This window comes from Streptomyces sp. NPDC050806 (genome assembly GCF_055586425.1).
The window spans coordinates 544,881-563,220 of record NZ_JBVJIF010000008.1 but is presented as its reverse complement, the minus strand read 5'-3'; the positions used below and the strand labels follow the sequence as shown (position 1 = coordinate 563,220).

Below are 18,340 nucleotides of genomic sequence, written 5' to 3'. Positions count from 1 at the left end.
GTCCCCCCGTAGACGACGAGCTTGTCCGGATGCTCGGCCACCTCCGGATCCAGGTTGTTCTGCAGCATCCGCAGGGCGGCCTCCTGCTGCCACCCCCGGGCGCTCAGTTCCGTACCACGCGATGCTCGCACGGGTCGCGGTCCTGACATGCCCTGCCTCCTGCCCTCGGCGGTGCCCAGCACCGAGCCCGGCACTGGATCAATGTATTCACATATTGGCTTGGATGAATATAGCTAGTCAATGGCGCCATGGCGGACCCGCGCGGCAGGTGGTGGAGTGGCGTCATGACCTTCACGGGCGGTACCGGAGGCGGGACGGAACGGGCCGCGCGACGGGAGCGGGCCGTCGCGGCGGCGGTGGCGCGCGGCCTGGTCGGGCCCGACGCGCCGATCATCGGGCTGCTGGACGTGGCGGGCATCCGGTCGGGCGCCGCCGCGCTGCGGGCCGCGTTCGCCGCCGTCACCGACGCGCCGGTACTGCATGCCTTCGCCGTCAAGGCGACCCCGCTGGTCCCCGTCCTGCGACTGCTGCACGAGGCGGGCATCGGCGCCGAGGTCGCGAGCCCCGGCGAACTGGCGCTGGCCAGGGCCGCCGGGGTACGCCCCTCGCACACCGTGCTGGACTCCCCCGCCAAGACCCCGGCCGAGCTGCGCGAGGCGCTCGCGCTGGGCATCGCGGTCAACGCCGACAACCCGCAGGAGCTGGCCCGCATCGACGCGCTGATCTCCTCGGCCGCCACCCTCCCCCATGGCCCTAAGGGCATGGGAGGTGCCCCCATACCGCTCGGGCTGCGGGTGAACGCGCAGGTCGGCGCGGGCAGCATCGAGGCGCTGTCCACGGCGACCGAGACCTCGAAGTTCGGCGTCGCACTGCGGGACGAGGGCGCCCGGCAGTGGGTGGTCGACGCCTGCCGCGCACGGCCCTGGCTGACCCGGCTGCACACCCACTCCGGCTCCCAGGGCGTGCCGCTGGAGCTGATGGCGCGGGGCGTGCGGGCGGCGTACGAGCTGGCCGAGGAGATCAACGCAGCGGTGGGCCGGCCGCAGATCGACACCGTGGACATCGGCGGCGGGCTGCCGGTGAACTTCGCCTCCGAGGCGGACGAGCCCACCTACGAGGAGTACGCGCGGGTCCTGAAGGAGCAGGTGCCGGGGCTGCTGGACGGCAGGTACGGCCTGGTCACCGAGTTCGGCCGGTCGCTGCTGGCCAAGCACGGCACGGTGCTGGCCCGGGTGGAGTACGCCAAGACCTCCGGCGGCCGGCCGATCGCCGTCACCCATGCGGGCGTACAGGTCGCCACGCGTACCGTCTACGCGCCCGCGGCCTGGCCGTTGCGGATCGCCGCGTTCGACGGCGCGGGGCTGCCGAAGGGCGGCGCGCCGCTCGCGCAGGACGTGGCGGGCCCGGCCTGTTTCGCGGGCGACCTGCTGGCCGAGAACCGCGCGCTGCCGCCGCTGGCGCAGGGCGACCACGTGGCGGTGCTGGACACCGGCGCCTACTACTTCGCGCACCACTACGGCTACAACAGCCTGGCCAGGCCCGCCGTGTACGGCTTCGCCGAGGACCCGGACGGCACGGCCGTCTTCGCCACCGTACGGAAGGCCCAGTCGTCGGAGGACATCGTGCGGGAGGCCGGCGGCCCGGAACGCGACGCGCTGTCGCGGCTCTGAACTTCCTCAACCGGCGCTTCCGGGCGGCCGGTGGCGGGCAGTAGCCCCCGCAATCGACTCTCGGGGGAGGTCCTGATGACGGACACCACCAATCCGGGCTCCACCGCGCCACCCGAAGAGACCGGCCTCAAGCGCGCCATCGGCCCCAAACTGCTGATCCTCTTCGTGATCGGCGACATCCTCGGCACCGGGATCTACGCCACCACCGGCAAGGTCGCGGGCAAGGTCGGCGGCGCGGTGTGGCTCCCGTTCGTGATCGGCTTCGTCGTGGCGCTCCTGACGGCCGCCTCGTACGCCGAACTGGTCGGCAAGTACCCCCGGGCGGCCGGTGCCGCGCTCTACACCCAGAAGGCGTTCAAGGTTCCCTTCCTGACCTTCATCGTGGCCTTCATGGTGATGTGCTCGGGGCTGTCCTCGGCGAGCGCGGCGGCCCGCGCGTTCGGCGGCGACTACCTCGCGGAGTTCACCGACGCGGTACCGCCCACGGTGGTCGCGGTCCTCTTCGTCCTCGCGCTCGCGGCGCTCAACCTGCGCGGCGTCTCGGAGTCGGTGAAGACCAACGTCGTCCTGACGCTGGTCGAGGTGACCGGCCTGCTGGTGATCCTGGCGATCGGCGCGTACGCGGTCCTCACCGGTGCCGGCGAGCCGGCCCGGCTGACCGACTTCGAGGCGTCCGGGAGCGGCGGGTACGCACTGGTGACCGGCGTACTGGGCGCCACCGCGCTCGGCTTCTTCGCGTTCGTCGGCTTCGAGGACTCGGTGAACATGGCCGAGGAGACCCGGGACCCGGTCCGCACCTTCCCGCGCGCGCTCTTCATCGGCGTGGCCGTGACGGGCACGATCTACGTCCTGGTCGCGCTCGCCTCGTCGCTGCTGGTGGACCACCGCACGCTGGAGAAGTCCAGCGGGCCGCTGCTGGAGGTGGTCAAGGCCGGCGGGCTGGACTTCCCGCCGAAGCTCTTCGCACTGATCGCCCTCTTCGCCGTCACCAACTCGGCGCTGATCAACATCATGATGGCCTCGCGGCTCTGCTACGGCATGGCCAACGAGCGCATCCTCCCCAGGGCGATGGGCCGGGTCCTGGCCCGGCGCCGTACCCCCGTCGCGGGCATCGTCTTCGTCTCGCTGCTGGCCGTCGGCCTGGTCGTCACCGGCGAGATCGAGGGGCTGGGCGACACCACGGCGTTCCTGCTGCTGTGCGTCTTCGCGGTGGTCAACATCGCGGTGCTGGTGCTGCGGAGGGACCGGGTGGCGCACGCCCACTTCCGTACCCCGACGGTGCTGCCCGTGCTGGGCGCGCTCGCGGCTCTGGTCCTCGCCGGTCCGCTGGCCGACCGGCCGCTCGACGTGTACGTCCGGGCGGGGGTGCTGCTGCTTATCGGCGTGGCCCTGTGGGCGGTGAACAAGCTCGTCCTGAAGGCGCGTGGCGAGGACTGACCCACGGCGGTGCGGCCGGCGCCATCGGCCATCAGATTTCGGTCACCCGATCCGATCATGTGATGACATGCTCCGGTCGCACCGTTGCCCATAGCGTCGGCTTGCACCATGTTCCGACAGAGTTCGCCCATACTCCCCGCTTCGTCCGGCCCGGTACGTAATCTCGCCGCCTCAGCCGCACATTTGGGCGCCGCACACCGTCGCGGGGAGAGGAGTCGGCGTGCCCGGGATCGACAAGTGCCTGCTCCATGCCATGGAGCTGCCGGGCGCCCGCGGGGCCGCCATCGTGGACTGGACCAGCGGGCTCGCGCTCGGCACGGTCGGGGAGCCGTCCGGGAGCGACTTCGAGACCACCGCGACCGAGACGGCCGAACTGGCCCGCATGGCCGCCGAGCACTCGGTCTTCGCCCCGGCCCCCGCGGACCCCGCGGACCTCCCGGGCAAGGAACCGCCCGTGGAGGACCTGATCGTCACCACCCGCACGGGCTTCCACGTCATGCGGTTCGTCGCGACCACCTTCGACAGCAGCGTCTTCCTCCACCTCTGGCTGGACCGCGACACGGGCAACCTGGCGCTCGCCCGCATCCGGCTCCAGAGCATCGCCGAACGGCTGGTGCTCGGATGAGGACTGCCGTCTCCCCGATGCTCGTACGGCTGGCCGACGAGCGGGCCACCGGCGTACTGATCCGCGAGCGCGGCACGCTCTACCTCGCCGAGGGACAGGTCGTGCACGCCGAGAGCCCGGCGGCGCCGGGCATCGACGTCCTGCTGTCCGCCACCGGGCGGCTGCCCAGGGCGGGCTGGGAGGAGGCCCTCGCCCGGGCCGGCGCCCGCCAGGAAGTGGGGCGCTTCCTGGTCGACAGCGGCCGGCTGGCCGGCGGCGAGCTGGAACTCTGCCATCTGGGCGCGCTGTTCGACGCCGCCTTCTTCGCCCTCGCGCCGAGCAGCGGCCCGTCCCGCTTCCGTTACGGCGTCTCGCACTGGATCGGCCCGGTCCGGCCGGTACCCGCGGCGGTCGTGGCGCACGAATCCTCGCGCCGCCGGGCCCTGCTGGCCGCCGTCTGGCCGTATCCGGACGTCGACAGCGCCCCCGTGGTGCCCCGTGCCCCGACCGCCGGCCGGTGGATCCCCCTCCGGCAGCGCGTCGTCCTGAGCCTCGCCGACGGGGTCCGCACCCCCGAAGCCATCGCCCGGGCGCTGGGCCGCCCGGCCTTCCACACCCTGCTGGAGGTGCGCCGGCTGGCCGCGGGCGGGCTGGTGGAGACACCCGCCGCCCCCGCGCCCGCGCCGGCGTCCCCGGCTCCCGACTGGGCCGCCAGGCAGTACGCCGCCCCGGACATCACCCTGCTACGCCGGCTCCGCGACGCTCTGGAGGAAAGCCTGTGACGACGCACGACACGAACCCTTGGGCCGTCCGCTCGCCGTCATGAGGCGCGCTCTGAGGCAGCGCGCCGAGAGGAGACAGCTGATGACGACGGAAGCCGACGCGCTCGGTGAACTGATCGGACTGCGCGCCCGCGTGCCGCAGTTGACCGGTGCCCTCGCGGCCAGCACCGACGGACTCGTGCTGGCCCACGACACCGCCGGCACCGAGGCGGAGAGCGTTGCCGCGCTCACCGCCGCGGCGCTCGGCGTCGCCCTGCGACTGGCCGAGACGACCGGCCAGGGCGAATTCCGCGAGCTGCTGTTGCGCGGCGAGGACGGCTACATCGCGCTGTACGCGGCGGGCTCGTCAGCGGTCCTGACCCTGATCGCCGAACCTCGCGTCAACGTGGGCCGGCTCCATCTGGAGGCCCGCCGGTCCGGCGCGCGCATCGGCGAAGTGGTCGACAGCGCTCTGGAACGTCTGGAGAACACCTGACCCATGACCGCCACCCCTGCACGGAAACCCACCCGACGGAAAGGAAGTGCGCCTCTCATGGCCAACACCGAAGCCGTACTGAAGGAAGCGATGACCTCCATCGAGGGCGTGCTCGGCGTCGCCCTCGTCGACTACTCCAGCGGCATGGCCCTGGGCACCATCGGCGGCAGCAAGGATCTCGACCTGTCGGTGGCCTCGGCGGGCAACACCGATGTGGTCCGCGCCAAGGTACGCACGATGGAACAGCTCGGCCTGAAGGACGAGATCGAGGACATCCTCATCACGCTGGGCACGCAGTACCACCTCATCCGGCTGCTCAAGGGCCGGGGCAACAACGGCCTCTTCCTCTACCTCGCACTGGACAAGGAGCGCTCGAACCTGGCGATGGCCCGGCACCAGCTGAAGCGGATCGAGGTGCAGCTGGACGTGTGATTCCGGGGCCCGGCCGACGCCGGGCCCCGCCGGTCACTCCACGAACAGCCCCCGGGCCACCGCCTTCGCGTCGAACGCCTCCAGGCTGGCCTGGGCGTGCGGGAGCGCGTCGCACATGGCCTCCAGCAGGACCCGGCCGAGGAGCATGGGGGCGCAGACCGTGTCGAAGGCCAGCCCGGTGCCGACCGCGGCGGGCAGCATGAGGTCGGTGTGGCGGGCGACCGGCGCGAAGGCGCTGTCCGCGACGGTGACCACGGTCAGGCCCGCGGCCCGGGCGTACTCCAGCGCGTCGAGCACCTCGCGGGGATGGCGGGGCAGCGCGAAGCAGAGCAGGACCGTGGCGCCCGCGCGCACCGCCCCGTCGATCCGGTCGGCGAGCATCGAGCCGCCCTCGTCCAGCAGCCGCACGTCGGGGTGGACCTTGCGCGCGAAGTAGGCGAAGCCCGCGGCCTGGGCGACCGCGGCACGCAGCCCGAGCACCGGCAGTACGGGAGACGCGGCGAACAGCCGGCCGGCCTCCTCGACCGGTGCGGGGTCGGCGAGCGCGGCCGCCAGCTCCTGGAGGTTGCCGATCTCCTCCTGTACGGCCTGCTGGTACTCGTTGAGGGAGTCGGCGGCGGCCGTGCCGCGGTCGGGGGTGACGTCCCGCAGGTGGCGGCGGAGCGCCGGGTAGCCGTCGAAGCCGAGGGCGACCGCGAAGCGGGTCACCGAGGGCTGGCTGACGCCGGCCAGCTCGGCCAGCTCCACGCTGGAGAGGAAGGGCGCGTCGGCGGCCCGGCGCACCATGCAGTGCGCGATCCGGCGCTGGGTCGGCGTCAGCCGGTGCCCCTCGAAGAGCTTCTGCAGTCGCGCCGCCGCCCCGGCGGCCGCCTCGGTGGCGCCCTCGCCCCCGTTGTCCGCGCTCATCGTGTCCTCTCGGTCCGCTCCCCGGCGTGTGCTGCCCGACTCTACGTAATCCCGGGCCCGGCCCGCCGGGCCGAAGCAGTCACCAGCGTCTTCGCTCCAGACTATTGCATTTTCATTCACTTGCGCTTGATGCTGAATGAATTCATGCAGCGAGAGAGGGACGGGCCATGGCCGGAGTGGTGGAACAACGCTCGATCGATGTCGTACCGGACGCCGAACGGCACGGCACCGCGTTCAGTCAGTTCACCCTCTGGCTGGGCGCCAACCTGCAGATCACCGCGGTGGTCACCGGCGCGCTCGCCGTCGTGTTCGGCGCCAACGCCTTCTGGTCGGTGCTCGGCCTGCTGCTCGGCAACCTGCTGGGCGGCGCGGTGATGGCCCTGCACTCGGCGCAGGGGCCGCGGCTCGGCCTGCCGCAGATGATCTCCTCGCGGGCCCAGTTCGGCGTGCGCGGCGCCGTCGTCCCGCTGGCCCTGGTCATCATCATGTACATCGGCTTCTTCGCCAGCGGCACCGTGCTCGCCGGCCAGGCGGTCGGCCACCTGACCCACCTCGGCGACACCACCGGCATCATCGCCTTCGGCGCGATCACCGCCTTCGCGGCGGCCGTCGGCTACCGCCTCATCCACGCCCTCGGCCGGATCGCCGGCCTGGTCTGCGCGGTGGCCTTCGTCTACCTCGGCGTACGCCTGCTGGAGCGGGCCGACCTGGCGGCGCTGCTGCACGACCGCGCCTTCGACTTCCCGGTCTTCCTGCTGGCCGTCTCGCTCTCCGCGTCCTGGCAGCTGGCCTTCGGCCCGTACGTCGCGGACTACTCGCGCTACCTCCCGCGCCACACCTCGGCCCGCGCGACCTTCTGGTGGACGCTCTCCGGCTCGGTGCTCGGCTCGCAGTGGTCGATGACGTTCGGAGCGCTGGCGGCGGCCGCGGCCCCGGCGGCCTTCGTCGGCCACGAGGTGTCCTACATCGTCGGGCTGGGCGGCGTGGGCCTGATGGCCTCGGTGCTCTACTTCGTCATCGCCCTCGGCAAGCTGACGATCAACGTCCTGAACACCTACGGCAGCTTCATGTCGATGGTGACCAGCATCAGCGGCTTCCGCGGGCAGCACACGCTCTCGCCGCGCGGCCGCAGCCTCTACTTCGCCGGGATCATGGTCGTCGGTACCGCGGTGGCCCTGCTCGGCAAGACCTCCTTCCTGACCTCCTTCAAGGACTTCCTGCTCTTCCTGCTGACGTTCTTCACGCCCTGGTCGGCGATCAACCTGGTCGACTACTACCTGATCTCCAAGGAGCGGTACGACATCCCGGCCCTGAGCGACCCGGCGGGCCGGTACGGCGCCTGGAACGGCAAGGCGCTGCTGGTCTACGGGGTCGGCCTGATCGCCCAGCTGCCGTTCCTGGTCACGCACTTCTACACCGGGCCGCTGGTCGCCCCGCTCGGCGGCGCGGACGTCTCCTGGATGGTCGGCCTCGTGGTGCCGGCCGCGCTGTACTGGTTCGCCGCGCGCCGGGACACCGACCGGATCCCGGCCGCGGATACGGGGGCTGTCCCTACTGCCGAGGCGGCTCCCCGTCCGTAGCCTTCGAGCATGGCGACTGGTGACCCTGAGCTGAGGAAAGAACTCGACGCGACGCTGCACGCGCGCAGGGAGCTCGGTCCGGACTACGAGACCGAGCTGCTGGACTCCTTCGTGGAGAAGCTCGACCGGACGGTGGACCAGCGGGTCCGGCGCCGCCTGGCGGAGCGGCAGATGCAGGTGGCCAGGGGGGCGCGCCCCCGGCAGGAGGGCCTGCCGGGCGGGTTCGGCGAGCGCTTCGGGTTCGCGGCGCTCTCGCTGGTGCTGGCCGTGCCGCTCTCCGCGATCGGCGTGACCCACGCCGGGCTGGTCGGCCTGCTGGTGACCTGGGCCGGCATCCTCGGCGTGAACGTCGTCCAGGCGGGCCACGCCACCGGACGCTTCCGCCGGGCGTGGGCGGACCGCGACGACGAGTAGCCGGGCGGGCGGCCGGCGGACGGGGGTTCCGGCCCCCGGCCGCGTGGGCCGGGGGTCCGGACCGCTCCGGGGGAGCGAGTCCACGGAGGAACGTTCTTGCGGGGACCGCCGCACCCCGGCTCGCGCCGGGGGCGGGACGACGGCGGTCCCCGCGGGGGACGCGGACCGGGCGAACCGGTCGGACGCGTCCTGGCGATCGGGAGGTCCGGGAGCCGCTCCGGTCGTCCTGTTCGCCGCACTGACCAATCTGCCCGACCCGTGTTAAGTCCGTGCTGCGTCCGCGTGACACATGCGTACACCTTGCGTCGACCGGGCTTTTCCTTACGGTCACTTGATGCCGCGTCGGCTCTCGCGCCCCGCTGACCTGCGGCTCCCCTCCCGTACGCGCGACGCGGTCAGCGTGCTCCGCGGGCCAGGAAGGCCAGCAGGTCCTGCCGGCTGACGACCCCGGTCGGCTTGCCCTCCACGAGCACGATCGCGGCGTCCGCGCGTTCGAGCACGGCCATCAGGTCGGCTACCGGCTCGCCCGCGCCGACCTGCGGCAGCGGCGCGGACATGTGCTTCTCCAGCGGGTCGGCGAGCGAGGCCCGCTGCGCGAACAGCGCGTCCAGCAGCTCGCGCTCCACCACCGAGCCGATGACCTCGGCGGCCATCACGTCCGGGTGCCCGGCGCCCGGCTTCACGATCGGCATCTGCGAGACGCCGTACTCGCGCAGCACCTCGATGGCCTGGCCGACGGTTTCCTCGGGGTGCATGTGCACCAGTTCGGGGATGCCGCCGTGCTTGTTGTGCATGACGTCGGCGACCCGCTCGGTGTCCCCGGTCTCCAGGAAGCCGTAGTCGTTCATCCAGTCGTCATTGAAGATCTTCGATAGGTAGCCGCGGCCGCTGTCGGGCAGCAGGACCACCACCACGTCGTCCGGGCCGAGCCCCTCGGCGACCTTCAGCGCGCCCACCACGGCCATCCCGCAGGAGCCGCCGACCAGCAGGCCTTCCTCCTTGGCGAGGCGCCGGGTCATCTGGAAGGCGTCCTTGTCGGACACCGCGACGATCTCGTCGGCGACGGTGCGGTCGTAGGCGGAGGGCCAGAAGTCCTCGCCGACGCCCTCGATCAGGTACGGGCGGCCGGAGCCGCCGCTGTAGACCGAGCCCTCCGGATCGGCCCCGATGACCTTGACCTTGCCGTCACTGACGTCCTTCAAGTACCGCCCGGTCCCGCTGATGGTGCCGCCGGTGCCCACGCCCGCCACGAAATGCGTGATTCGGCCGTCGGTCTGCTCCCACAGTTCGGGCCCCGTGGACTCGTAGTGCGAGCGCGGGTTGTCCGGATTGCTGTACTGGTCCGGCTTCCAGGCACCCGGCGTCTCGCGTACCAGCCTGTCGGAGACGTTGTAGTACGAATCGGGGTGCTCGGGGTCGACGGCCGTCGGGCAGACCACGACCTCGGCGCCGTAGGCCCGCAGCACATTGATCTTGTCCGTCGACACCTTGTCGGGGCAGACGAAGATGCACTTGTAGCCCTTCTGCTGGGCCACGATCGCCAGGCCGACGCCGGTGTTCCCCGAGGTCGGCTCCACGATGGTGCCGCCCGGTTTCAAAGCGCCCGAACGTTCCGCCGCCTCGATCATCCGCACCGCGATCCGGTCCTTCACGGATCCGCCCGGATTGAAGTACTCGACCTTGGCCAGGACGGTTGCCCGTACGCCGTCGGTGACGTTCTTGAGCCTCACAAGCGGGGTGTTGCCCACGAGGTCAATCATCGATTCATAAACCTGCACGGTGGTCTCCGCGGTAAGGGGCGCGCTGTCCTGCGCCCGTCCGGCCAGCCTATTGCGCTCACCCCTGAAGGGCAGGTGCGTTGCGAGGAGCGCCCCGCGGGGCAAGACGTTCTTGACACGAGTTTCGCGAGTCCGCGGGGCGCGCGCCGGCATTCACGCCCGACGCGCCCCCGTACACGCACTGCGGGGAGGTGCCCGGCCGATGCCGATGACGATGTCCAGGGCGAGAGTGGCACGCCGGATCGCTACGGCCGCCGCGGTCGGCAGCGGAGGCATCGGGCTGCTCGGCGTCGCCGCGGTCGGCCTCCTGCTGACCGAGGTGCGGCTCGCCCGGCGGACGGTCGGCGGCTCCAGCGAGCTGCCGCCGCCCGCCGACGGCCGCTACGGCGCCGCCCTCTGGTACCGCACCGACCGGCCCGCGCTGCGGCTCGGCTTCCTCGGCGACTCCACAGCCGCCGGGCAGGGCGTCACCCGCCCCCGCCAGACGCCCGGGGCGCTGCTGGCCTCCGGGCTGGCCGCGGTCGCCGAGCGCCCGGTCGACCTGCGCAACGTCGCACTGCCCGGCGCGCAGTCCGACGACCTGGAGCGGCAGGTGACGCTGCTGCTGGCGGACGGTCCGGCGCCGGACGTCTGCGTGATCATGATCGGCGCGAACGACGTCACGCACCGCATGCCGCCCGCCCGCTCCGTCCGCATGCTCTCGGAGGCGGTGGCCCGGCTGCGCACGGCGGGCAGCGAGGTGGTGGTGGGCACGTGCCCCGATCTCGGCTCGGTCGAGCCGGTGTACCAGCCGCTGCGCTGGGTGGCCCGGCGGCTGAGCCGGCAGCTGGCCGCGGCGCAGACCATCGGGGTGGTGGAGAACGGCGGGCGGACGGTGTCACTGGGTGACCTGCTGGGACCCGAGTTCGAGGCCAATCCGCGCGAGCTGTTCAGCTCGGACAACTACCACCCCTCGGCCGAGGGGTACGCCACCGCCGCGATGGCCGTGCTGCCCACGCTGTGCGCGGCGCTCGGCCTGTGGCCGGAGGAGGAGAGCCCGGAGCCGGAGCGGCGCGAGAGCTTCCTGCCGGTCGCCGAGGCGGCGGCGCAGGCGGCGTCCGAGGGCGGTACGGAGGTCACCGGCAGCCGGGCGCCGTGGGCGCTGCTCAAGCACCGCAGGCGGCACCGGATCCCGGTGCACGACGCGGAGGCCACGGCGGCCGAGGCCGAGGAGGAGGCGACCTCGTAGCGGTCGTGGCGGCAGTGCGGACACGGCGCCGTGCCGGACGGGCGGCGCCGCCCCCTTGCGCGCGGCCCGCCGGATGGGTAAGCATCCGCTCAGTACGGAGGTAAGCAGTCGCTTAGAAAAGAGGCCCGCATCACAGCGCAGGAACCGTGACCTTCGCTGTACGTGCAGGTAGCTTCCCTCAGAGTCCTGAGAAGCCTTTTCCCCTTGGAGCCGCGTGATGCCCGAAGCCGTGATCGTCTCTGCCGCCCGCTCCCCGATCGGCCGCGCCTTCAAGGGCTCGCTGAAGGATCTGCGCCCGGACGACCTGACCGCCGAGATCATCAAGGCCGCGCTGGCCAAGGTCCCCGAGCTGGACCCGAAGGACATCGACGACCTGATGCTCGGCTGCGGCCTGCCCGGCGGCGAGCAGGGCAACAACCTGGGCCGCATCGTGGCCGTGCAGATGGGCATGGACCACCTGCCCGGCTGCACCATCACCCGGTACTGCTCCTCGTCCCTGCAGACCTCCCGGATGGCGCTGCACGCCATCAAGGCGGGCGAGGGCGACGTCTTCATCTCGGCCGGCGTGGAGACCGTCTCCCGCTTCGCCAAGGGCAACTCCGACAGCCTGCCCGACACCCACAACCCGCTCTTCGCCGAGGCCGAGGCCCGCACCGAGGCGGTCGCGCAGACCGAGGGCTCGACCTGGCACGACCCGCGCGAGGACGGCCTGGTCCCCGACCCGTACATCGCGATGGGCCAGACCGCGGAGAACCTCGCCCGGCTCAAGGGCATCACCCGCCAGGACATGGACGAGTTCGGCGTACGGTCGCAGAACCTCGCCGAGCAGGCCATCAAGAACGGCTTCTGGGAGCGGGAGATCACCCCGGTCACCACCCCGGACGGCACGGTCGTCAGCAAGGACGACGGCCCGCGCGCGGGCGTCACCCTGGAGGGCGTGCAGGGCCTCAAGCCGGTCTTCCGCCCCGACGGCCTGGTCACCGCCGGCAACTGCTGCCCGCTCAACGACGGCGCTGCCGCGCTGGTGATCATGTCCGACACCAAGGCGCGTGAGCTGGGCCTGACCCCGCTGGCCCGCATCGTCTCCACCGGCGTCTCCGGCCTCTCCCCCGAGATCATGGGCCTGGGTCCGGTCGAGGCCTCCAAGCAGGCGCTGCGGCGCGCCGGCCTGTCCGTCGGCGACATCGACCTGGTCGAGATCAACGAGGCGTTCGCCGCGCAGGTCATCCCCTCCTACCGGGACCTGGGCATCGACCTGGACAAGGTGAACGTCAACGGCGGCGCCATCGCGGTCGGCCACCCCTTCGGCATGACCGGCGCCCGGATCACCGGCACGCTGATCAACTCGCTCCAGTGGCACGACAAGCAGTTCGGTCTGGAGACGATGTGCGTCGGCGGCGGCCAGGGCATGGCGATGGTCATCGAGCGGCTGAGCTGAGCTGCAGCGGAGGGTAGGGGTCGGGTGCGAGGAACGAGTGCCCGGCACCTGCCCGCAGCGGAAGCGAAGCTCAGCGCGACCACAAGCACGAGCGGCTGAGCTGAGCCGCGAGCCGGCCGTCACCGTCGTCCCGGCAGTGCGTTTGCGGACCGTATGTGTCAACTCAGGCACCCTCCGCGACGCTTGGTGACTCCCGTCACCCGGTGACAAGATCGTTGCGCTAACTCCCCCAGGATTGTGATGAATGCCCTGGGGGAGTCGCGTTTTCCCAGGTCGAGCGGGGGTCACCCGAACGTACGAGGCCCAAGGCCACCAGCATTTGGGGACATAGCGCACTGCAAACGGTCGCCGACCCACGGCAGGCTGAGGTAGGAAGTCGGGGGGACATTCTGCTACCGGGAGTACGCCAGTGACCGCCATCACCATCCTCCTGCTGCCGGCCGCGGCCATCGCCGTGGCACTGGGAGCGGCCTCCCTGCACACCACTCGCACCCTGCGCCGCGAGGTCGCCGGGCTGCGGGCCGAACTCCGCACCGCCCGCGAGGACGGCGCCGCCGCCCTCGCCGCCATTCCCGCCGCCCGCCCGGCACCCGCCGCCGAGACGCCGCTGGAGGACATACGTGCCGCGGTGGCCGACGCGCTGGCCGAGGAGCGGGAGCGCGAGCTCGCCGAGGCCCGCGCCTTCTGGGCCGCCCAGGAGGCCCGCGACGCCGCCGACTCGCCCTCGCTCATGACGGGCCCCGCCGTACCGGGCGAGGAGACCGCACCCGGCGACGGCTTCGACCGCTTCTACCTGCCGCGGCAGGCCGACTTCGCGGGCCTGGACCCGGACGTGCTGGGCTCCGAGCCGCTGTTCGGCATGGACGAGATCGACCTGGAGCCGGTGGAAGCGCCGGCCGACGGGGCCGTCGAGGAGGCGGAGTCCGCCGAGCTGGCCGCCGCGCGCCGGCGCCACCCCTCGCACCCGGACTTCTCGCCCTCCCCCGCCATCGGTGACCACGAGCGCACCGTGGCGCGCCTGGAGGAGCTGGCCGAGGACCGTACGCCGCTGGCCGACGTGCGCCCGGGCCCGCTGGGCACCCTGGACGTCTACGTCTTCGCCGACGGCACGACCGTCTGCATGACCCCCGGCCACCGCGAGACGGCCGAGCGGGTCGCCGAGGCGCTCCGCGAGGGACACACCACCGTGCTGCTCGGCGGCTCGGGCGTCTCCGGCGCGTACGCGCTGACCTTCGCCTGGGGCGAGGGCCGCGACGACAGCGTCTACGTCCTCGCCGACCGGGTCATCGCCTCCCTCTGAGGCGTCCCGCCCGCCGCCCCGGCGGCGGCCCCCGTGGACCGGGCCCAGTACCCGCCCGGTCCGGGACCGCTCAGCAGCGCGCCGCGGTCCGCCGTACCTCTTCCACGGCCTGTGCCACGTCCTCGGCACGGGCCGTTTCCGCGTCCCGCAACGCATACGCCAAGTCATGGCCGGAAACCGCCACTTGGTCGCCGACCGAGAACGGCCCGGCGTCCGGCAGCTCGCGCGGCTCGGTGCCCGGTTCCTCCAGGCGCTGCGCGCGCAGCACGAACTCCCTGGCGAGGGCCATTCCTTCGGCGGCGGCGCCCCGCGTCAGGGCGCTCTGCGGGAGGGCCCTGAGCCGGTCGGCGAGGGCGTCCACGGCGGACAGCAAAGGCATCACGTCAAGCACGGCGTGAGCCTATGCGCCACTCCCGGGTGGTTGCCAACGCCGGAACGCTCAGGCACGGTGTGCTGAAGGACCAGCATCGAACGCGTCCGGAGGCGCCGATGTCCCAAGTCTTCTCCGAAGAGACCCACCGGAACCTGCTCTCCCGTATCCCCCACTGCACCGGCCGCGAAGTCTCCGAGTGGCTTCGCACGGTCGAGGAAGGCCCCGCTCTCTTCCGCTTCGAGGAGAAGGTCAGCTGGCTCCGGGGCGCGCACAACCTCGCCTACGGACACGCCAAGGCGATCGTGCACGAGTACGACCTGCGGCGCGCGGCCCGGAAGTTGTTCTAGCGGACGTTCCCGTGCATGGTCCGGTCCCGTGACCGGGCCGCGCCGGAAACCCGAAGGGCCCGCGAGAGGCATACCTCCCACGGGCCCTTTGCCGTGTCCGGGACCGCGCGGCCCGGACCGGCAGGCGCTAGTCGTCGCCGTTGAGGATGGCGACCAGGCGCAGCATCTCCAGGTAGATCCACACCAGCGTCATGGTGAGACCGAAGGCCGCGAGCCAGGACTCCTCACGCGGCGCGCCGTAGGCGATGCCGTCCTCGACCTGCTTGAAGTCCAGGGCGAGGAAGAGCGCGCCGAGCAGCACGCCGGCGATGCCGAAGACGATGCCGAGGCCGCCGCTGCGGAAGCCGAGGCCGTCACCGCCACCGAACGCCATGAAGAGCAGGTTGACGACCTGCAGCAGCAGGAAGCCCATGGCGGCGATGATCACGAAGCGGGTGAACCGCGCGTTGACCCGCACGATGCGGGTCTTGTAGGCGATCAGCATCACGGTGAAGACCGCCATGGTGCCGAGCACCGCCTGCATGGGCGCGCCGGGGGCCACCCACTGGTTGATCGCGTTGCTGATCGCGCCGAGGAAGAGGCCCTCGAACGCCGCGTACGCCAGGATCAGCGGCGGCGACGCCTTGCGCTTGAACGACTGGACCAGGCCGAGCACCATCGCGATCAGCGCGGCGCCGATGGCCAGGCCCATGGAGAGGTCCATGATCCATGCCACGGCGGCGCCGACGACGACGGTGCCGAGCGTGAGGCCCGTACGGACGACGACGTCGTCCATCGTCATCGGGCGGGTCTGCGGGACGTACGGCGGGGCCTGGGTCGTGTCCTGCTGACCCTGGGCGTAGGGGTTACCGCCCGCGTACGGGTTGGCGTCCGCGTAGGGGGCCTGTCCGGCGTAGGGGTTCGTCCCCGCGTAAGGGTTGGCGGCGCCCCCGGCCTGCGGCGGCGCATTGAAGCCGGCGTAGCCGTTTCGGCTGAACCCCCGTCGCGAGAAGACCGGGTTGCTGCTCCTCATCTCACTCCTCCATGGCCGCCCTGCGCGGCCTTGGCCTCAAGGGTAATGGCTTGGCAAAGCCACGTCCCTACTCCTCAAGCAGGATCTTCACGGAAATCCCTCATCGCTGTGGTGCAGGACCGGACTCGGAAGAGGGTGCCCGGCGGGCCGCGGGCGACACATGGTGGAAGAGCAGATTGAGGACGAACGCGGTGAGCGCGGTGCAGGTGATCGCGGAGCCGAAGACGATCCGGACCCCGGCGGGCAGCCCGTCGTAGATGTGCGGCGCGGTGACCGGGACCATCCCGGCGGCCAGCGAGACGGCGACGACCAGCAGGTCGGGGCCGTCCCGGAAGTCCACCCGCTGGAGTATGCGCAGCCCCACGGCCGCCACCATGGCGAACATCACCAGGGCCGCCGCGCCCACCACCGGGTCCGGCAGCGCGGCCACGACCGCGCCGAGCCGGGGCAGGCAGCCCAGCACGATGAGGACCGCCCCGGCGGCGGCCGTGATCCACCGGCTGCGGACCCGGCTCATCTCCACCAGGCCGAGGTTCTCGGCGAAGAGCGTGTCGGGGAAGGAGTTCATGCCACCGGCCAGCACCCCGGAGAGGCCGTCGGCGGCCAGCCCCCGGGCGAGGTCCCCGGAGGTCAGCGGCCGGTCCGTCATCTCGGCCACCGCCAGCATGCTCGCGGTGGACTCCGTGAAGATCACCAGCATCACGACACACATGGCCGCCACCCCGGCCACCGGGAACTCCGGCGGCCCGAAGTGGAACGGCTCGGGCACCCCGGCCCAGGCCGTCCCCCCGGCCCGCGAGAAGTCGGTGAGCCCCAGCGGCACCGCGGCGGCGGTGCCGGCCACCAGCCCGAGCAGCACCGCGATCTGCCCGAGGAACCCCCGGGAGAGCCGGGTCAGGGCGATGATCACGAAGACGACCCCGGCGGCGAGCAGCAGCCGCTCGGGCGCGGCGTACCCGGGCGCCGCTGGGTCCTCGCCCGCCACCAGCTGCGTCCCCACGCCCATCAGGGACAGCCCGATCACGGTGATCACACAGCCGCCGACCAGCGGCGGGAAGAAGCGCACCAGCCGCGCGAACGGCACCGCCACGAGCAGGCCGAAGACCCCGCCCGCCAGCATCGAGCCGTAGACGGCGGGCATGCCGTACTGCTGCGAGATCAGGATCATCGGAGTGATCGCGGCGAAGCCGGCCCCGGCGACGACGGGCAGCCGCACGCCCAGGAGGCGTCCCGCGCCCACGCTCTGCACCACCGTGATCACCCCGGCGATCAGCAGGTCGGCCGTGATGAGCAGGGCGATCGTGTCCTGCGGCAGGTCCGCCGCCGCCCCGAACAGCAGCGGTACGGCGAGCGAGCCCGTGTACATGACCAGCACGTGCTGGAGGGCCAGGACGAGCGTCCGGCCGAGCGGCGGCACCTCGTCCACGGGGTGGCGCGGGCGCTCCGCCGCCGCGGTGCGCACGGCCGCCATCAGGCGCCCGCGCTCTCCGACGCCGACCGCAGCCGTGCGGCCTCCCGCGCGGCGTCCTCGTTGGGCCGCAGCGCCCGCGACCCGGCGAGCTTGGCCGCGATGTGCTCTCCGATGGTGACCGGCTCGTACAGCGGCCGGGCGCCCGGCTCGACGCAGCCGGGCAGCGCGCTGATGACGGCGTCGTGGTTGCCGTCGTGGAAGTACGCGGCCGACCGCCGCCGTACGAGGCGCCCGTCGGCGTCGGTGGGCGGCAGCACCCGGTGCAGGGTGGAGCGCCACCGGTCGTCGGTCCAGCGGGCCAGCGCGTCGCCGAGGTTGACCAGGACGGCGCCCTCGGCCGGTACGACGTCGTGCCAGGTGCCGTCGGTGGCCAGGATCTGCAGGCCGGGCACGCGGTCCGCCCACAGGACGGTGACGATGCCGTAGTCGGTGTGCGCGCCCATGCCCATCTGGCGCTTGTCGACCACGCTCTCGCCGGGCGGCAGCGCGTAGTTGTTCATCCGCAGCACGTCGACCGAGCGGTGGGTGTACGGCGCGAAGTAGCCCTCCTCCAGGCCGAGTGCCACGGCGAACACCTCGGTGAGCCGGCGCGCGAGCGCCCCCGCCTGCGCGAACCACTCCTCGACCGCCGCCCGGAACCCGGGCACCGCCGCCGGGTCGGGCCACAGGTTCGCCGGGAAGTGCTCGGCGGGCAGCGCGGCACCGGCGTACGGGCCGTGCGGCGCCCCGGCGTCGACGCCCACGTTGAACGCCTCGAACAGGTCCTCCGGCGAGGCCACCCCGAGGCTCAGGCTGAGCTTCTCCGCCTTCGGCGGGGTGTACCCGCGGTTGATCTCGGGCGGCGCGCACAGCGCCCGCTTCGCCGCCGGCGGCAGCCCGAAGAAGGCGTCCATCGCCGCCGCCAGCCCGGCCGCCGCGCTCTCGGGGATGCCGTGCCCGGTGATCTGCATGAATCCGACGGTGCGCGCGGCCTCGTCCACGGCCGTCGCGACCGCCGCCCGGTCCTCGGCCGTCCCGTACCGCCAGCCGGACAGGTCGATGACGGGGACGTCGAGTGCGCCGCCGGTGCCCTGTGCCTCGCCCATCGCGTGCG

General features: G+C 72.4%; 19 protein-coding genes. 12 read left to right on the top strand and 7 right to left on the bottom strand.

Features of this window, described 5'->3' with window-relative positions; all coding sequences use genetic code 11:
* Positions 1-149: hypothetical protein (locus ACZ6WH_RS27330; protein WP_469731414.1), on the bottom strand; the 149-nt coding region annotated here is incomplete at its 3' end.
* 135 nt (positions 150-284) lie between these two features.
* Between ACZ6WH_RS27330 and ACZ6WH_RS27325 the strand changes: the two genes are divergently transcribed.
* From ACZ6WH_RS27325 to ACZ6WH_RS27300, 6 genes are all read left to right on the top strand, one after another.
* Positions 285-1,670: a type III PLP-dependent enzyme domain-containing protein gene (locus ACZ6WH_RS27325; protein ID WP_469731368.1), complete on the top strand. Its 1,386-nt coding sequence runs from the start codon at positions 285-287 to the stop codon at positions 1,668-1,670.
* A 75-nt stretch (positions 1,671-1,745) separates the two neighbouring features.
* On the top strand, positions 1,746-3,107 hold the full coding sequence (locus tag ACZ6WH_RS27320; protein ID WP_469731366.1) for an APC family permease: 1,362 nt from the start codon (positions 1,746-1,748) through the stop codon (positions 3,105-3,107).
* Positions 3,108-3,327: 220 nt separating this feature from the next.
* On the top strand, positions 3,328-3,732 hold the full coding sequence (locus ACZ6WH_RS27315) for a hypothetical protein (RefSeq protein WP_469731364.1): 405 nt from the start codon (positions 3,328-3,330) through the stop codon (positions 3,730-3,732).
* Positions 3,729-4,493 carry a transcriptional regulator gene (locus tag ACZ6WH_RS27310; protein ID WP_469731362.1) on the top strand — a complete coding sequence of 255 codons (765 nt, stop codon included), beginning with the start codon at positions 3,729-3,731 and terminating at the stop codon, positions 4,491-4,493. Before ACZ6WH_RS27315 ends, ACZ6WH_RS27310 begins: the two co-directional genes overlap by 4 nt.
* Positions 4,494-4,575: 82 nt before the next feature.
* Positions 4,576-4,968, top strand: a complete 393-nt coding sequence (locus ACZ6WH_RS27305) for a roadblock/LC7 domain-containing protein (protein ID WP_469731360.1) — start codon at positions 4,576-4,578, stop codon at positions 4,966-4,968.
* Between the two features lie 57 nt (positions 4,969-5,025).
* Positions 5,026-5,400, top strand: coding sequence for a hypothetical protein (locus ACZ6WH_RS27300; RefSeq protein WP_432855300.1), 375 nt, complete (start codon positions 5,026-5,028; stop codon positions 5,398-5,400).
* A gap of 33 nt (positions 5,401-5,433) precedes the next feature.
* Here the strand turns inward: ACZ6WH_RS27300 and ACZ6WH_RS27295 are convergent, their stop codons facing one another.
* Positions 5,434-6,306, bottom strand: coding sequence for a MurR/RpiR family transcriptional regulator (locus ACZ6WH_RS27295; RefSeq protein ID WP_432855303.1), 873 nt, complete (start codon positions 6,304-6,306; stop codon positions 5,434-5,436).
* A gap of 167 nt (positions 6,307-6,473) precedes the next feature.
* Between ACZ6WH_RS27295 and ACZ6WH_RS27290 the strand changes: the two genes are divergently transcribed.
* Positions 6,474-7,886, top strand: a complete 1,413-nt coding sequence (locus ACZ6WH_RS27290; RefSeq protein ID WP_469731358.1) for a purine-cytosine permease family protein — start codon at positions 6,474-6,476, stop codon at positions 7,884-7,886.
* A gap of 9 nt (positions 7,887-7,895) precedes the next feature.
* Positions 7,896-8,300 carry a hypothetical protein gene (locus ACZ6WH_RS27285; protein WP_469731356.1) on the top strand — a complete coding sequence of 135 codons (405 nt, stop codon included), beginning with the start codon at positions 7,896-7,898 and terminating at the stop codon, positions 8,298-8,300.
* 395 nt (positions 8,301-8,695) lie between these two features.
* On the opposite strand, the gene ACZ6WH_RS27280 is transcribed toward ACZ6WH_RS27285, so the two are convergent.
* Positions 8,696-10,078 (bottom strand): cystathionine beta-synthase, encoded by a 1,383-nt coding sequence (locus ACZ6WH_RS27280; RefSeq protein ID WP_399719813.1) that lies wholly within the window; start codon positions 10,076-10,078, stop codon positions 8,696-8,698.
* A 202-nt stretch (positions 10,079-10,280) separates the two neighbouring features.
* Between ACZ6WH_RS27280 and ACZ6WH_RS27275 the strand changes: the two genes are divergently transcribed.
* The 3 genes from ACZ6WH_RS27275 to ACZ6WH_RS27265 all read left to right on the top strand — a co-directional run bounded on the left by ACZ6WH_RS27275 (position 10,281) and on the right by ACZ6WH_RS27265 (position 14,044).
* Entirely contained in the window at positions 10,281-11,306 is a 1,026-nt protein-coding gene (locus ACZ6WH_RS27275; protein ID WP_432855313.1) for an SGNH/GDSL hydrolase family protein, read from the top strand.
* A 217-nt stretch (positions 11,307-11,523) separates the two neighbouring features.
* Positions 11,524-12,744 (top strand): acetyl-CoA C-acetyltransferase, encoded by a 1,221-nt coding sequence (locus tag ACZ6WH_RS27270; protein ID WP_469731354.1) that lies wholly within the window; start codon positions 11,524-11,526, stop codon positions 12,742-12,744.
* 409 nt (positions 12,745-13,153) lie between these two features.
* Entirely contained in the window at positions 13,154-14,044 is an 891-nt protein-coding gene (locus ACZ6WH_RS27265; protein ID WP_469731352.1) for a hypothetical protein, read from the top strand.
* A gap of 70 nt (positions 14,045-14,114) precedes the next feature.
* On the opposite strand, the gene ACZ6WH_RS27260 is transcribed toward ACZ6WH_RS27265, so the two are convergent.
* The gene (locus ACZ6WH_RS27260) at positions 14,115-14,435 is read right to left on the bottom strand and encodes a hypothetical protein (RefSeq protein ID WP_432855321.1); all 321 of its coding nucleotides are present in this window, start codon (positions 14,433-14,435) and stop codon (positions 14,115-14,117) included.
* A gap of 98 nt (positions 14,436-14,533) precedes the next feature.
* On the opposite strand from ACZ6WH_RS27260, the gene ACZ6WH_RS27255 reads away from it, so the two are divergent.
* On the top strand, positions 14,534-14,764 hold the full coding sequence (locus ACZ6WH_RS27255) for a DUF4287 domain-containing protein (protein WP_030617501.1): 231 nt from the start codon (positions 14,534-14,536) through the stop codon (positions 14,762-14,764).
* Positions 14,765-14,891: 127 nt separating this feature from the next.
* Here ACZ6WH_RS27255 and ACZ6WH_RS27250 read toward each other — a convergent pair whose 3' ends face one another.
* The 3 genes from ACZ6WH_RS27250 to ACZ6WH_RS27240 all read right to left on the bottom strand — a co-directional run bounded on the left by ACZ6WH_RS27250 (position 14,892) and on the right by ACZ6WH_RS27240 (position 18,332).
* Positions 14,892-15,776 carry a Bax inhibitor-1/YccA family protein gene (locus ACZ6WH_RS27250; RefSeq protein ID WP_432855324.1) on the bottom strand — a complete coding sequence of 295 codons (885 nt, stop codon included), beginning with the start codon at positions 15,774-15,776 and terminating at the stop codon, positions 14,892-14,894.
* 100 nt (positions 15,777-15,876) lie between these two features.
* Positions 15,877-17,247, bottom strand: coding sequence for a nucleobase:cation symporter-2 family protein (locus ACZ6WH_RS27245; RefSeq protein WP_469731349.1), 1,371 nt, complete (start codon positions 17,245-17,247; stop codon positions 15,877-15,879).
* Positions 17,247-18,332, bottom strand: a complete 1,086-nt coding sequence (locus ACZ6WH_RS27240; protein ID WP_469731347.1) for an isopenicillin N synthase family dioxygenase — start codon at positions 18,330-18,332, stop codon at positions 17,247-17,249. The genes ACZ6WH_RS27245 and ACZ6WH_RS27240 overlap by 1 nt, the downstream gene beginning before the upstream one ends.
* Between the last annotated feature and the right edge of the window lie 8 nt (positions 18,333-18,340).